Source organism: Mesorhizobium sp. M0119 (assembly GCF_040322615.1).
GTDB lineage: Bacteria > Pseudomonadota > Alphaproteobacteria > Rhizobiales > Rhizobiaceae > Mesorhizobium.
In genome coordinates this window covers 1-14,587 of the sequence record NZ_JAMYTU010000033.1, presented here as the reverse complement: position 1 = coordinate 14,587, position 14,587 = coordinate 1, and the positions used below count along the sequence as shown (strand labels likewise).

Annotated in this window: 16 protein-coding genes; 13 read left to right on the top strand and 3 right to left on the bottom strand. The window is 62.0% G+C overall.

The window, feature by feature from the left end:
* Positions 1 to 51: 51 nt before the first annotated feature.
* The 4 genes from ku (at position 52) to NKJ40_RS24175 (ending at position 3,361) form a co-directional block, all read left to right on the top strand.
* Positions 52 to 885: a non-homologous end joining protein Ku gene (ku, locus tag NKJ40_RS24190; protein ID WP_352468234.1), complete on the top strand. Its 834-nt coding sequence runs from the start codon at positions 52 to 54 to the stop codon at positions 883 to 885.
* A gap of 93 nt (positions 886 to 978) precedes the next feature.
* The gene (locus tag NKJ40_RS24185; protein ID WP_352468233.1) at positions 979 to 2,379 is read left to right on the top strand and encodes a PAS domain-containing HWE histidine kinase family protein; all 1,401 of its coding nucleotides are present in this window, start codon (positions 979 to 981) and stop codon (positions 2,377 to 2,379) included.
* A gap of 75 nt (positions 2,380 to 2,454) precedes the next feature.
* The gene (locus tag NKJ40_RS24180; RefSeq protein WP_352468232.1) at positions 2,455 to 2,853 is read left to right on the top strand and encodes an avidin/streptavidin family protein; all 399 of its coding nucleotides are present in this window, start codon (positions 2,455 to 2,457) and stop codon (positions 2,851 to 2,853) included.
* 91 nt (positions 2,854 to 2,944) lie between these two features.
* The gene (locus tag NKJ40_RS24175) at positions 2,945 to 3,361 is read left to right on the top strand and encodes an HD domain-containing protein (protein WP_023677074.1); all 417 of its coding nucleotides are present in this window, start codon (positions 2,945 to 2,947) and stop codon (positions 3,359 to 3,361) included.
* 31 nt (positions 3,362 to 3,392) lie between these two features.
* On the opposite strand, the gene NKJ40_RS24170 is transcribed toward NKJ40_RS24175, so the two are convergent.
* Positions 3,393 to 3,803, bottom strand: a complete 411-nt coding sequence (locus NKJ40_RS24170; RefSeq protein WP_353016094.1) for a DUF427 domain-containing protein — start codon at positions 3,801 to 3,803, stop codon at positions 3,393 to 3,395.
* A 181-nt stretch (positions 3,804 to 3,984) separates the two neighbouring features.
* Here NKJ40_RS24170 and NKJ40_RS24165 point away from each other — a divergent pair, with 181 nt between their 5' ends.
* The 7 genes from NKJ40_RS24165 (at position 3,985) to NKJ40_RS24135 (ending at position 10,765) form a co-directional block, all read left to right on the top strand.
* Positions 3,985 to 4,800: an endonuclease/exonuclease/phosphatase family protein gene (locus NKJ40_RS24165; protein ID WP_302893445.1), complete on the top strand. Its 816-nt coding sequence runs from the start codon at positions 3,985 to 3,987 to the stop codon at positions 4,798 to 4,800.
* A 63-nt stretch (positions 4,801 to 4,863) separates the two neighbouring features.
* Entirely contained in the window at positions 4,864 to 6,264 is a 1,401-nt protein-coding gene (locus tag NKJ40_RS24160) for a phospholipase D family protein (protein ID WP_352468230.1), read from the top strand.
* Positions 6,265 to 6,761: 497 nt separating this feature from the next.
* Positions 6,762 to 7,064 carry a hypothetical protein gene (locus NKJ40_RS24155; protein WP_352468229.1) on the top strand — a complete coding sequence of 101 codons (303 nt, stop codon included), beginning with the start codon at positions 6,762 to 6,764 and terminating at the stop codon, positions 7,062 to 7,064.
* A 187-nt stretch (positions 7,065 to 7,251) separates the two neighbouring features.
* Positions 7,252 to 8,223 carry an SDR family oxidoreductase gene (locus tag NKJ40_RS24150; RefSeq protein WP_352468228.1) on the top strand — a complete coding sequence of 324 codons (972 nt, stop codon included), beginning with the start codon at positions 7,252 to 7,254 and terminating at the stop codon, positions 8,221 to 8,223.
* Between the two features lie 4 nt (positions 8,224 to 8,227).
* Positions 8,228 to 9,943 (top strand): HAD family hydrolase, encoded by a 1,716-nt coding sequence (locus NKJ40_RS24145; protein WP_352468227.1) that lies wholly within the window; start codon positions 8,228 to 8,230, stop codon positions 9,941 to 9,943.
* 201 nt (positions 9,944 to 10,144) lie between these two features.
* A complete protein-coding gene (locus tag NKJ40_RS24140) occupies positions 10,145 to 10,297 on the top strand; it encodes a peptide ABC transporter permease (protein ID WP_292655414.1) in 153 nt (50 codons plus the stop codon).
* Positions 10,298 to 10,321: 24 nt separating this feature from the next.
* On the top strand, positions 10,322 to 10,765 hold the full coding sequence (locus NKJ40_RS24135) for a PPC domain-containing DNA-binding protein (RefSeq protein WP_352468225.1): 444 nt from the start codon (positions 10,322 to 10,324) through the stop codon (positions 10,763 to 10,765).
* An 11-nt stretch (positions 10,766 to 10,776) separates the two neighbouring features.
* Here NKJ40_RS24135 and NKJ40_RS24130 read toward each other — a convergent pair whose 3' ends face one another.
* Together NKJ40_RS24130 and NKJ40_RS24125 are read right to left on the bottom strand one after the other, a co-directional pair.
* Complete coding sequence (locus NKJ40_RS24130; RefSeq protein ID WP_352468223.1) at positions 10,777 to 12,039, bottom strand: DUF763 domain-containing protein; 1,263 nt, start codon at positions 12,037 to 12,039, stop codon at positions 10,777 to 10,779.
* A gap of 201 nt (positions 12,040 to 12,240) precedes the next feature.
* The gene (locus NKJ40_RS24125; protein ID WP_352468221.1) at positions 12,241 to 12,945 is read right to left on the bottom strand and encodes an MgtC/SapB family protein; all 705 of its coding nucleotides are present in this window, start codon (positions 12,943 to 12,945) and stop codon (positions 12,241 to 12,243) included.
* Between the two features lie 225 nt (positions 12,946 to 13,170).
* Here NKJ40_RS24125 and NKJ40_RS24120 point away from each other — a divergent pair, with 225 nt between their 5' ends.
* Both NKJ40_RS24120 and NKJ40_RS24115 read left to right on the top strand, forming a co-directional pair.
* Entirely contained in the window at positions 13,171 to 13,338 is a 168-nt protein-coding gene (locus tag NKJ40_RS24120) for a hypothetical protein (protein WP_352468219.1), read from the top strand.
* Positions 13,339 to 13,368: 30 nt separating this feature from the next.
* The gene (locus tag NKJ40_RS24115) at positions 13,369 to 14,367 is read left to right on the top strand and encodes an ATP-dependent DNA ligase (protein WP_352468218.1); all 999 of its coding nucleotides are present in this window, start codon (positions 13,369 to 13,371) and stop codon (positions 14,365 to 14,367) included.
* Positions 14,368 to 14,587: the final 220 nt, after the last annotated feature.

The window sequence follows — 14,587 nt, the reverse complement described above, 5'->3', positions numbered from 1 at the left end:
AACGATTTCCGCTCGCAGCCGTTCCGTCCGTTCGGCAAATGAGTGATTGACATGGCGACGCCGCGAGCTGCCTGGAAGGGCTTTATGAAAGTCGGATCGGTTTCCTGTGGCGTCAAGATCATCGGCGCCGTCAGCGAGGCCGAGAAAGTGCATTTCAGGATCCTGAACCGCAAGGACGGTCTCCCGGTCAAGAGCGCTTATATCGACGAGGAGACCGGCGACACGGTGGAGGCTGCCGAGCAGGTAAAGGGCTACGAGGTCGAAAAGGGCGAATTCATCCGCATAGAGCCGGACGAAATTAAGAAACTTAAGATGGTATCGCAGCATACACTCGAGATCGGCGAGTTTGTGCCCACCGCCGAAATCGATGCACGCTACCTCGAAAAGCCCTATTATCTGGTCCCGGCCGATGTGCCCTCCACGGAGGCTTTCGCGGTGATCCGGGACGCCATGGCCAGGAAGAAAGTGGCAGCCCGCTCCTGCGTCGTGCTGTACCAGCGTGGCCGAGAGGTGCTGATCCAGCCGCTGGGCAAGGGCATGGTGATGACTGAATTACGCAACCACAATGAAGTGGTCGAGGCGGACGCGGTGTTCGAAGGGCTGAAGGCTCGCAAGGTCGATCCCGAGATGCTGGAAATCGCGCAATTGCTGATCGACAAGAAGCCGGCCAAATTCGACCCGTCGAAGTTCGAAGACACTTATGAACAGGCGCTGGTTGCGATGATCGAAGCCAAGCGCAAGGGCAAGAAACCGCCCAAGCCGGCACCCCAGCCGAGGACGAACGTCGTCAATCTCGCCGATGTTCTTCGCAAGAGCCTGGCGCAAGAGGGCGGCAAGGCTCCGAACAAAAGTCCGAGAGCGGCGGCGAAACGCAAATCGGCCTAAATGTCCGAAAGCAGATCGAACGGAACCGAAAACACTCGCGCGCATTTAGATGACGTAGCAATCCGTCGGCAAGCTAAGCGGAGCGGGGGACTGGTGGACGTCGTTGAACTAAGGACTGGTGGAATCCCGCAAGTTTCTTCCGCCGATCTGATGCAGGCGTTGCCTGTCGCCGTCTACACCACCGACAAACAAGGCTATATCACCTTCTTCAACGAAGCCGCTGCCGATCTCTGGGGATATCGTCCAGTTATCGGCCAGGACCGCTGGTGCGGATCATGGAAGCTTCGCCACACAGACGGGCGGCCGATGGCGCATGACGAATGTCCGATGGCCGTTGCCTTGCTGGAGGAGCGGGAGGTTCGTGGGGGCCGGGCGATCGCCGAGCGGCCGGACGGCCAGTTCATCCCGTTCAGCGCGCACCCGGTCCTGCTTCGCGATGCGCGCGGTGAGGTCGTCGGCGCCATCAACACCCTGCTCGACCTGCGCACCCAGGCGCTGGCTGACGACGCCGGCATAAGGCTCGCTGCCATCGTCGAATCCTCGATGGACGCCATCGTGTCGAAAGATCTGAATGGCATTATCACCAGCTGGAACGACGCGGCACAACGCCTGTTCGGCTATACGCCCGCCGAGGCGATCGGGCGCCCGGTGACGATCCTCATCCCGCCCGACCACCTGGATGAGGAAGCCATGATTATCAGCCGCATTCGCGCCGGCGAACGGATTCCTTCATACGAGACAATCCGGCAGCGCAAGGACGGCACCCTGGTTCCGGTTTCGCTCACCATCTCGCCGATACGCGACGGCATCGGGCGTATCATCGGCGCCTCCAAGATCGCGCGTGACATCAGCCCGCACAAGGAGAGCGAACGGCGTATCCGCACCCTCATGCGCGAAGTCAACCATCGCGTCAAAAACCAGTATTCGGTGATCGTCTCGATGATCCGCGAGACCAGCAAGCTGGCGGGTACGCCAGAGGCTTTCCTTTCCCAGGTCCGGGAACGTATCATGGCACTTTCGGAATCACACGATCTGCTGGTCGATGCCGAATGGCGTGGCGCGACTATCGGCGAATTAATCCATGCCCAGACCAAGGCCTTCGCGACACAGGCCAGGCTGTCGATGAGCGGGCCGATGATCATGCTACAGCCGAACGCGGTGCAATATCTCGGCATTGCCTTTCACGAGCTGGCCACCAATTCGGTAAAGCACGGAGCGCTGTCGCGCCTTGACGGACGGGTCGAGGTCGAATGGATCGTGACGCCAGCCGCCGATGGCAGCGATGGCTTCCGCCTTGTCTGGCGGGAACTGGACGGACCATTGGTCGATGAAAACACGCGACGCGGTTTCGGAACGGTCGTGCTCAAACGCGTCACGCCGCAGGCGCTCAGCGGCACCGGCCGCCTGGAATTCGCCAGGCACGGCATCACTTGGACTCTGGAAGCGCCGCTGCGCTTCGTTCAGATGTCGATGGCTGGCATCGCGGCTGATTGAAGGCCGCTACCTAGGCCGCGGCCTGGCGGCCGTGTGGCAACGCAATCCCTTTGGCAGCAATCAGGAGGAGCAGCGATGAGTTGGCTGAGCACCTGGCGGAACCAGTACGGGTCGGTCGTCGAACTGACCAGCGAAGAGGGCGGACGGATTAGCGGAACCTTCAGGACGGCACTGGAGGACAGCGCCTTCTTCGGCATGACGGTGCCGCTGTTCGGTGCCTGCCATGGAGACGTGATCGGATTCACCTGCGCGGCCGAAGGGCGGGTCGGAGCCGCGGCGGTGAGCTATACCGCATCCTCAGGGATGGGAAGCTGGAGATGCTGTGGCACACCGTTGCGGATGCCGCTTTGTCGGCTGAAAAGGAAGGTGCCCCGGCCCGAGCCAGGCAACTCCCCGCCTGGCGCGCTTTTGGAACCAGCCTCGACAGTTTTGAACGCGTCTCCTGACTGTCGCGGGCATTCAGCTCGCTCGTGAGGCAGCAGGAGTCCCGCAGTGCACAGGAACTCGCACTGACGATGGCGCGTTGGTGCGCCAGGACATGCGCTGTTCGTACGGGGTCGACCCAATGAGCGTGCTTTATCGCGCAGCGAAAATCGCCGAACAGGCTCATGCCGGGCAGACGGACAAGACAGGGCGGCCTTATATCGAACATTGCCGCCGGGTCGTCGATGCCGTCGAAACGCTCGACCAGAAAGCCATCGCCTACCTTCACGACGTCATCGAAAAAGGCGACGGCTGGAACCGCGACCGGCTTGAGGCGGCCGGGTTCGGGCCGTCCATCGTGTCTGCCGTCGATGCCATGACGCGGCTGCCGAACGAGGACGATGCCGCTTTCGTTCGCAGGGCCGCGGCCAACCCGTTGGCGTTGCCTGTCAAGCGCGCCGATCTTGCCGACAATCTATGGCAGGCACGGCAGATCGGGGCCTCGACAGCGAAATACGAAGACGGCTTGCGCATCCTCAGAGAAGAGTTTGCGAGCTGACGGAAAGCTGGCGCCTGTCGCCGATATGGGTTTACTCGGTGACGTGCGGCGTATGCCGCTTGTCCTCTGCGGGATCGGCCTCGATCCGCGCCCTCCCGGGATCGAACGCGCCGTGGCGGGCGATCGCCAATGCCGGGGTGTCGGGCGTCTCGTAGGCCCACATGAAGTCTTCTGCCGACGAACCGACCGCATGAACACGCCAATAGCTTGCCGTGCCCTTCAGCGGGCTGTGGCTCGTTGTGTTCGTCTTCTCCAGAAGGTCGAAATAGATGTCCTCGAAGGGTATGTAGAAGACAGGATCATGACCGTCTTCGTAGAGCAGCTTTGCCCGCTGACTCGACGCAATAATGGCATCGGAGAACCGAACGGTCACGGTTCCATCGAACGGGACAATGCTGAGCGGGCCTGGCCGGGGGGCGGAATTTGCGGCTAAGGGCTGCATTCGACTTCTCCGTTGACTGCGCTGCCCTCCTGAAACGTGTTGTTGCCCGTCACGGTTCCAGACCGCGGGCGTGCCGAGGCCGGCGGTGGAACGGTTTTGCAAGGTCGTCGTTGTTTCAGACCTCCGCACGCGCCATAATCGCGATGGCCGCCACTCACCGACTCAACAGCAAATGGATCACATGCTGGATCGATCGCCTACCCTTCCAAGGTCGCTTGGCGCTGCGCTGCGAAGGGAAGTGCCGCGGTTTACGGCACCCGGCAATGAAATTTCGTGCACCACGGTCGCATCCTACAATGTGCATAAATGCGTCGGCACAGACGGTAGGTTCGATCCGGAGCGGGTCGCAGCCGTGGTCAAGGAACTCGACGCCGATATCATTGCTTTGCAGGAGGCCGACGAAAGAACCGGAAGCAGGCAGGGTTTGCTCGATCTCGCAGCGCTCGAGCGGGACAGCGACCTCGTCCCCACACATGTCCCGGAAAACCGCCGCAGCCATGGCTGGCACGGAAATCTGATCCTGGCACGCCGCGGCGTGGTCGAAAGCGTGAACCAGATCCGGCTGCCCGGCCTCGAGCCGCGCGGTGCGGTCATCGCGGATCTGGAGCTGAAGGGCGTCTCCCTCAGGATCATTGCCGCACATTTTGGCTTGCTGCGGCGGTCGCGCTCGCAGCAGGCGAACGCGCTGGTCGAAGCCACGCACCCGGTTCTGCGGCCAACAATCCTGCTTGGCGACCTCAACGAATGGCGCGTCCGCAACAGGTCTTCGCTGCTGGCCCTGCTGCCGCATTTCGGTCCGATCGATGCGGTTCTGCCGAGCTTTCCGTCGCGCTTTCCACTGTTTGCGCTCGACCGCATCTTGGCCAGGCCGCCGCACCTGATTTCCAGCATCGAGGTGCACAAGACGCCGCTGGCGCAACGGGCTTCCGATCATCTGCCGATCAAGGCCCGGCTGAACCTGGACGCGATACGGCAGCCGCGACTGCAACCAGAATGAACCTGAAGGGTTGTTAGTCAGATTTCAGACCGTTTGCTTCGCTGATGTTTGCCGGTGCACTTCATGGATACAGCCATTTCGCGGTTTGCCCGGGACAAGATCGCGGCCGGCAATAGCGGGCTGCTGCTGATCGCCGACAATTATGACGCGTTTGCCGCGCGAATCCTTGCCACGCGCAGTGCCACAAGCAGCCTCGACCTGATGTACTATCTCTGGCACGACGACCATAGCGGCCGGCTGCTGATGCAGGAGGTCGTCAAGGCGGCGGAGCGCGGTGTCCGCGTCCGCATACTGCTGGACGATATAAATCCGCGCAACAGCGACGCCGCTTACCTGGCGCTCAACAGCTACAAGAACATCGAGCTGAGGCTGTTCAACCCGAGCGGCATGAGGAACGGCAGCATCTTTCGCTCGCTGGAGATGGTCGCCCGGCTGTTTGCGATGACCCGCCGCATGCACAACAAGGCCTGGATCGCCGATGAGGGCTTGGCCATCGTCGGCGGAAGAAATATCGGCGATGCCTATTTCGACGCTGCGGAGACGAATTTCCGCGATCTCGACCTGTTGCTTCTCGGTCCTGCCGTAGGGCAGACGATGCAGATCTTCGAGGCGTTCTGGAATTGCGAGGCGGCAAAGCCGATCCAGCTGCTCAACCCGGCTGCGGCGGGCTCGCGCGCAGATTTCCTCGACAATTTCGATGCGACCGCGGACGGCCAGCTTTTGAACAGCTTCCGTGCCTGGCGCACGATCACGGAGTTCATTGTAGCGCACAGCGACGTCTGCTGGACGAAAGGCGTTCGCGTCATTTCCGATCCGCCCGAAAAGGTGCGCGGCAAAAGGCGCAGGAACTGGCTGACCAAGGAGCTGCTTCCCGCTATCGCGGCGACCAGGCAGCGCCTCGAAATTGTCTCGCCCTATTTCATTCCCAGCCGCACCGGGTTGGCCATCCTGTCGAAGCTGGTGGACCGTGGCGCCGAGGTTGCAATACTGACCAACTCGCTCGCCGCGACGGACGTCGCCGCCGTGCACGGCGCCTATGCCAAATACCGCCGCAAGCTGCTTAAAAAAAGTATCCAGCTTTTCGAATTGCAGCCATTCGACCGCCAGGCCAACATCTCCGTTTTCGGCTCAAAGGGAGCCAGCCTCCACACCAAGGCCTTCACGGTCGACGATACGCTGGGGTTTGTCGGTTCCTTCAATTTCGATCCGCGTTCGGTGTCGTTGAATGCGGAAATGGGCGTGCTTTTCCACGATACCAATCTGGTGATGGAATTGCGCCGGCGGTTCGAGCACGAAAAGTCACCGCAGACGAGCTACCAGTTGGTCCTGGATAAAGGCGCCTTGCGGTGGCTCGGCATGGCGGATGGCGAGATGCGGCAATATTCGCGTGAACCCGAGGCCAGTCTCTATCGGCGCATCGTTGCAGCGCTGGTTGGATGCCTGCCGATCGAATCGCAATTGTAGAGGCAACGGATTTGTCGGAACGCAACTCTTTGTCGGAAGGGAACTCTTTGTCGGAACGGAACTCCGGGATCACGAGTTGTAACCCGTGTCCGGAGCATGCCGATGAAGACCACGATATACAGTTTTCTTGCTGAGCTCTTGCCGTTCTGGATGGCGCACAAACGCAAAATGCGCGCCGACCGCGCCGCTGAGTGGCCGACACGACCGGCTGCTGCGGATGACGATGTTCGGCCGTCAGGCGATCCTAGTCGAGTAACACCGGCGCGGCGGCGCAACACGTCCTAAGGGCGGGATGCCTTCAAATTAGATCCCGCTCCAACTGTCTGGCTAGCCGCATTTCTGCGATGCCAAGTGATCCCATTTGGCTGCAGAAGCTCTAGCCCCTAGGCGATCACGCTATCGTCAAGTGTCATAATTCGAAATCCGGCGCTACCAAGCATCCATTTTGCAGAACGTACGTTAATGTGCACTACAGGTTGCCGCTATAGGTGAGCGCGATGAGTGCTAGTGCGATAGAATTCTTGCAGGACTGGATCCACGAAAACGTTCATCTACCGCCGCCTCCGATCAAGCTTGAAAAAGAGGCGGAACTCCTCGCAAGGGAATGCAAGGAAGAGGCGGCAGACGCCGGCGTCCCCATAGAAGACATCGAGGAAGAGGTTGGCGACCTCAAGGATCTGCTCGTCGCCAAGCTTGAAGACGCAGCCGAGGACGAGGCCAGGCAACTCAATGGCAAGGGGCGCGAAATGAATAGGACGGATGGAGCCAACGGGCCGGCGACCCTGCAGAACAATCTGTGACTCAGGGCGGGCCGAACGAATGCGCCGCTGAGGGAGCCGCAATCTCCTAGGCTTTTCAGCGGGTCCGTACTGCAGCCGGTGCCGTGGGTCAGACTTCGCACGATCCGCCGGGGCTGAAGGAATGACGTGGTCGCATAAACCTTTTCGCTGGACACGCGTTGTTGGGTTTCAAGCCAGGGAGATGACCATGCAGATGAAATCGGAAATCGCCGGCGAGGCCGCCAAGCAGCGGCACATCCAGCGCCGTATCGACGAGAAGGACAAGTCCAAGTCCAATGGCAAGCAAAAAGGCGCCATGCAGGCCGGTGCCCGCAAATATCCCGAGCCGCCCTTCCCCGAGCAGCACCAGCCGAAGCCGGGGCATGAATGGGCGATCGAGCCGGCGCCGCTTTACGATGCGCCATTTTATATCGGATCGAAAAAGCTCGACGGCAAAGTGGCCGTCATTACCGGCGGCGATTCAGGCATCGGCCGTGCGGTGGCCGTGCTCTATGCGCGTGAAGGCGCCGATGTGGCGATCATCTATCTCTCAGAGGATAGGGACGCCAAAGATACCAAAAGGGCCGTCGAAGCGGAAGGCCGGCGCTGCATCCTGATCAAGGCCGATGTCAGCGAACGCGACCACTGCCACAACGCGGTGGCTGAGATCGTGCAGGAGTTTGGGCGCATCGACGTGCTGGTCAACAATGCCGCTTTCCAGATCCACTCCAGCGATTTCAGCCAGCTGACCGAGGAGCATTTCGACACGACGCTGAAGACCAACCTCTACGGCTATTTCCACATGGCGCAGGAGGCCGTGCCGCACATGAAACCCGGTTCGGCGATCATCAATACCGGTTCAGTGACCGGCATCGAGGGCTCGAAGCAACTGGTCGATTACTCCATGACTAAGGGCGGCATTCATGCTTTCACCCGCGCGCTCTCGGGCAACCTCGTCGAGAAGGGCATACGGGTCAACGCCGTGGCGCCTGGCCCGGTATGGACGCCGCTCAACCCTTCGGACAAGGAAGCCAGCGATGTTTCGAAATTTGGCGCTGACACGCCGATGAAACGGCCGGCCCAGCCGGAGGAGATCGCGCCAGCCTACGTGTTCCTGGCCTCGCCGCACTGCTCGAGCTATATCACGGGCGAGATATTACCGATCGTCGGCGGCTACTGACGACATGTATTTCATAGCCCTGGCCACTGACTATGACGGCACGCTGGCGCATGAAGGGGTCGTTGCCGAGAAGACTCTTGCGGCGCTCGAGCGCTTCAAGAAGAGCGGCCGCAAGCTCATTCTCGTTACCGGGCGCGAGCTGCCCGACCTGAAGCGTGTCTTTCCCGAAATCGCGATCTTCGACAAAGTCGTCGCGGAAAACGGCGCGTTGATCTACACGCCGGCCAGCGAGGAGGAGCGGGCGATATCTCCGCCGCCCGCCCCCGAGTTCATCGCCAAACTCAGGAAACGCGGTGTCAAACCGCTTTCGGTCGGCCGCTCGATCGTCGCAACCTGGGAACCGCATCAGGCTACCGCACTCGAGGTCATCAAGAAATTGGGGCTGGAGCTGGAAATCATCTTCAACAAGGGCGCGGTTATGATCCTGCCCAGCGGCATCAACAAAGCGACCGGGCTGACAGCCGCGCTTCAGGACCTCAGATTGTCGCCGCACAACGTTGTCGGTGTCGGCGACGCCGAAAACGACCACGCCTTCCTGCGCGCCTGCGGCCTCAGCATCGCCGTCGACAATGCACTGGCGGCGGTCAAGGATACAGCGGATCTCGTGACACGCGGCGCGCGCGGAAAGGGCGTCGAGGAGCTGATCGACAAACTTGTCGAGCGCGATCGCGAGCTTGTTCCGAGCCGCGACGGCATTCTGCTTGGCTCGGATGACGGCAAGGAGGTGCATCTGTCGCCAACCGATACGGTGCTGATCGCCGGCAGTTCGGGTATCGGCAAATCGACCTTGGCGACCGCACTGACGGAGCGCTTCGTCGAGAGAAAGTTCCAGTTCTGCATCTTCGATCCGGAAGGCGACTATGACGGCCTCGAAGGCGCCGTCCGGCTGGGCGACGGCTCGAATGCGCCGACGAAGACGGAGCTGCTCGATCTCCTGGAGAAGCCGGACAACAACCTGGTCGTCAACGGCCTGGCGCTGCGCGTCAATGAGCGGCCGGACTTCTTTGCCGACCTGCTGCCGGGGCTTGGCAGCGTTCGCTTTCGCACGGCACGACCACACTGGCTGATCATCGACGAAGCGCATCACCTCTTGCCGAAGCGGCGCGACGACACGCCAATGGTGCTGGCCATGGAATTGCCGGGCACGATCCTGATCACGGTTCATCCGGACGCGATCTCAACCGAGGCATTGCGGCTGGTCACCGCCGTCATCGCACTCGGCCCCAAGGCGAAAAAGGTCATCAAGACGTTCTGTCGCGAGACCGGCACCGAACCGCCAAAGGACAAGGACCTGAACTCTCCAAAAGACGAGCGCGTGCTGTTCTGGCGGCCGCAGGCGCGCAAGAAACCCGCGATGGTCGAGCCGATCGAGCCGCGGCAGTCGCTCAAGCGCCACAGCCGCAAATATGCCGAGGGCCAGCTCGACGAGAAGGGCAGCTTCTACTTCCGCGGCCCCGACAATGCGATGAACCTCCGCGCCCATAATCTGATGATTTTCGCCCAGATCGCCGAGGGCATCGACGACAAGACATGGGAACATCATTTGCGCGCCGGCGACTATTCCGAATGGTTTCGCCACCAGATCAGGGACAAGGAACTGGCGCGCGAAACCGCCGAAGCGGAGAAAGACGGCACACTTTCGGCGCATGAGAGCCGCAACCACATCCTGGACGCGGTGCGCCGCCGCTATACCGCGCCCGCGACCGCGCCGAAGGAATAGATGCAAACGGCGCCCAGCCGGTCCCAAGCCGGCTGGGTTCACCTCGTGGTCGATCTCCGTCCCGAGCCGGCAGAAGACTGAGTCCCAGCCGGTTCCAATCGTCGATGGTCCATCGTGGAACCTCATCCGCCAAACGAGATTGTCTTCTATCGGGCGCCAGATCCATTCAATGCTGAATAATTGCCCGGAAGGAGACGATGGATGAGCAACGACCGGGACAAGAATGGTCCTGTCTTTTCGGCGGAGCAGGCGCGGCAGGGCGAGATCATCCTGCGGACGCGAGCGCGCCGGATCATTTTCATCGCCGGCCTGGTGGGTCTCGTCTTGCTGGCATTGCTGGTGTGGTGGATTTGAATTCCTGACGGCTGGAGCGAAATCATGAAATCACAGCTTGTTGCCGAAAGCGCCGGACAGAGAACGTTCGTCGTTGTGCTTGATCCCGGCGAAGAGGCGTTTGCGCAGCTGACGTCGTTTGCGGTCGACCGTGGCGTCGGCAGTGCGTCGCTGACCGCGCTCGGCGCTTTCGAAAGGGCAACCGTCGGCTGGTTCGACCCTGGAGAAAGGACCTACCGGAAAATCCCCGTCCAGGAACAGTGCGAAGTGCTGAGCGCGATCGGCGATGTTGCCATCGGCGACGACGGCAGGCCCAGCTTGCACGTCCACGCAGTCCTTGGATTGAGTGATGGCACCACGAGGGGCGGTCATCTGCTGGACGGCATCGTGCGGCCGACGCTCGAGGTCACATTGGTGGAGACGCCTGGCCATCTGCGCCGCAGGCACCGCCCCGAACTCGGTGTCGCCTTGATCGAGCTGGAGGCTTGATCCCGACCCGATCACTTCGTTGATTTGACTGCGGCTGTCTCGGGGGCGCCTTCCCAACCGAAGACGCTACGGCCGCCGAGCAGATGCGATTGCTCGAACTCCCCGGCGACGATTTCCTTCAGGCTTGGACCGGTGACATAGCGCTCGACCTGCCGCGACTGGTCGTCCAGCCGCCGCAACGCACCGATCTCTTCCTCACGGCCGAGCCTGGCCTTCTGGACAGCCGACTTCAGCACGCCGATCGTCTCGTCATAGACCTTCAGCGGCACGGGGAACGGGTGCCTGTCCTTGCCGCCATGCGCCAGCGAGAAACGCCCTGGATCGGAAAAACGGCACGGCGCGCCATGCATGACTTCGGCGACCAGCGCCAGCGCCCGCACCGTGCGCGCGCCGACATTGGGCACCAGGAGAAGCCCGGCGAAATCTGTCGGGCCGCGCTCGGCCGCCGCCGCGATGTTGCCGTGCAGGCGGCGCATGACGACATCGCTTTCACGTACATCGTGGTGCGCCGGCATCACCAGATGCGGCAGCAGCTTCTGTGCCGGCTCCGGCGCTGGCGCCGAACCCCGCTCCAAAGCGGCAAGCTCCCTCACGATGCGATCCGGTCCAAGGTCGTGCAGAAGGTCCAGTTGTCCCTGGCGCGACGCTTCGGCGCGGCGGTCGGTCAGGTTGACGATCTCGCCCTGGTTGGCGCCCTCGATGGCAGCATGCGGCTGGTCGACAAAGCTCTTCAGGCCCTCGGACAGCCAGTGATAGCGGCGCGCCACCTTGCTGTCGCCGTTCATGCCTTGCTGCACCACCACCCACTTGCCGTCATCGGTGACGATAAAGCCGTGCAGATAGAGATCGAAACCGTCCTGGACCGCGGCGCTGTCCACCTTGGCGACAAGCCGGCTGGCAGTCGCCAGGCCTTCCCCGTCGAGGCCGACACGTTCGCCGATCAAGGCAAGCTCGTGCGGGGTCTTGCGCGAATGCGCGCCGCGGCCGCCGCAAACGTGAATGCCGAGCTCGCCGGAAAGCGGCGACAGGCCGCGCTTCAACGCACCGACGACGCTGGTGGTGATGCCGGAAGAGTGCCAGTCCATCCCCATCACGGCGCCAAAGGACTGGAACCAGAACGGATGCGCCAGCCGGCGCAGCAATTCATCGCGGCCGTAATGGTGGATGATCGCCTCGCACATGACCGCGCCAAGCCGCGTCATGCGGTCGCCGAGCCATTTCGGCACGCGTCCGCCGTGAAGTGGAAGATCAGCACTTCCCGATCGCTGTGCCACGCTCTTTTGCTTGCTCCTCGAGTCCTGCCTCCACAGATAGGTATCCAAAGCGCCGCGAAGAAGCGATGGCCTGATTCAGGCCGCGATCATTGCCAGCCGCTAGAGCAATTCCAGGAAAAGTGTGAAACGGTTTTCCGTCCGGGATTGCGCAGAAACAAAGAGATAGAGCGGTTCGGCGTTTCCGTGAAACGATGAGCCGCTTTAGCGGGCAGGCTCGCTGAGGAGATCAAACTTTTGGATCTCGCAATGCTCGCCCACCGATGCCAGCAGATCCACTGGCGGTGCGCCAGTGTCGGGCCGCCTCCAACTGATCTCGAACGAGAACACAGGGTCCTTGAGATCTGGGCGCCTCTCTATTGCGACGAGGCGTGCCTGGTAGCCAAGCGGCCCGATGAGCGCATCGAGCTCATGTCGAGCCGCGGCCTTCCACGTCAGTGCCAACTGGGCATGGTGTTCGCGCGACATTCGAAGGTCCACCCATTTCAGGACCAGCAAAGTGGCCAGCGTCAGCGCCGTGCCGGCCGCGCCCAAGCCGTATTGGCCACCACCGAAAGCCAATCCGATCGCCGTCATCACCCACAACGTGGCCGCCGTGGTGACCCCGCTGACAAGATTGCCGCGGCGAAGAATGGCGCCACCGCCGATAAAGCCGACGCCGGTCAACACGCCCAGCGGAAAGCGCAAGACGTCCATCGATGCAAACGAATCCGGGTGCTTGCCAACGGTCTCGAGCAGAATACTGGCCTGGATCATTGTGATGGCGGCAGCCAATCCGACCAGCACGGTGGTGCGTAGCCCCGCCGCGTGCCCGCGCGCCTCGCGGTTGAGGCCTATCAACAGGCCGGCGAGCGCGGTCAGAAGCAGTCGTGCCGCGATGTCCTGCCAGACCGGAACAACGAGGAGCATCGCGGTCACCCGTCAGGCCAAGCGCTGCTGGCCAGGAATAGCGCCAGGGTCAAAGCGAACAAGGGCAAGAGCGTCTTCATCGCAAATTCTTTTCGTCGATAAGCAACAAACGACGCGCTTGGATTTTGGTTGCGCCGCCGACGATTCACCCCGGCGATGGCAGCGGCGGAACAAAACCTTCGGCCTGTGGGTTGGTGGGTTCACGCCAACGAAGGATTTGCAGTCATGGTCCGCTTGCTGCTTGCCGGAGCCGTCGCTTATCTGGCCTATCGCATCACCAAGGAGATCGGTGGGTCCGACGAGGCCGATCCGCGGTCGCCTTCACCCGACCAAACCGGCCGCAAGGTGCCGAGGCGGGAAAGCGGGGCGCAGGGGAATGCCCGACGGCGGTAGCGAATGCCTCAGCGGCGGCGCGGACCAGCCATGACCGCATTTCCGTTGCCGCTCGACCTTCGTCCGATGGAAGCCAAAGCCGCCGATGCAATTCCTGGCGGTGACGGGCTTTGGCAGTACGAACCGAAATGGGACGGGTTTCGCTGCCTCGTGTTCAAGGGCGACGATGCCGTCGATCTGCGTGCAAAATCGGGCAAGCCTCTCGGTCGCTATTTTCCCGAACTGGTCGCGGTGCTGCGCTATGTGAACTCGCGACGGTTTGTTGCCGACGGCGAGATCGTCATCGAGGTCGACGGATCGTCCTCGTTCGAGGCCCTGCAAATGCGCCTTCATCCAGCCGAAAGCAGGATCCGCAAGTTGAGCCTGGAGACACCTGCCATGCTGGTCCTGTTCGACATGCTGGCCGAACCCGGCGGCAGGATCATCATCGAAGAGCCTCTCACCACCAGGAGGCAGGCGATTGAGGCCTTTGTCGCGTCGGCGGCACGGCCCGAACTGCACCTGTCCAAATATACGCACGACGCCGCCACCGCCGAGCGCTGGCTGCAGGGCGCCGGCCACGGCTCGACCGACGGTGTCGTTGCAAAACTGATCGCCGGGCCATACCGGCCCGGCGAGCGCGCCATGGTCAAGGTCAAGCGGCTGCGCACTGCGGATTGCGTGGTAGGCGGCTTTCGCTATCTCGCCGGCAGCAACGAAGTCGGATCCCTGCTGCTCGGGCTCTACAACAACGAAGGCAGGCTGGACCATGTCGGGTTCACCTCGACCATCGGCAAGGACGACAGGGCGGCGCTGACCAGACGGCTGGAAAAGCTGCGGGCCGAACCGGGTTTCACCGGCAAGGCGCCGGGCGGACCAAGCCGCTGGAGCACAGAGCGCAGCGGACAATGGGAACCGATAAAGCCTGAACTGGTGGTCGAGGTTCGTTTCGACCATGTGACAGGCGACCGGTTCCGGCACGGAACCAAGCTGTTGCGCTGGCGGCCGGACAAGCCGCCCCGGCAGTGTACGTTCGAGCAGATCGAGTAGGTCCGTCCCGAGGCTCCGCTTCAAGGCGCTCTTGGTGTCCCGTCCTGCCGCCGACCACGGAACCAATGCAGAATTCACTGGTTCGACGCACTAGCCGAGCCGCCGGCCAACCATGCCCCCGGGGCGCGGCCGTCAGGGTAATAAAGCGGGGTTTGTGAATTGGGCGTGGTTTGACAACCCATAAGCCCCCTTTGATAACCGCGCGGCGGGGCGGCCCCCG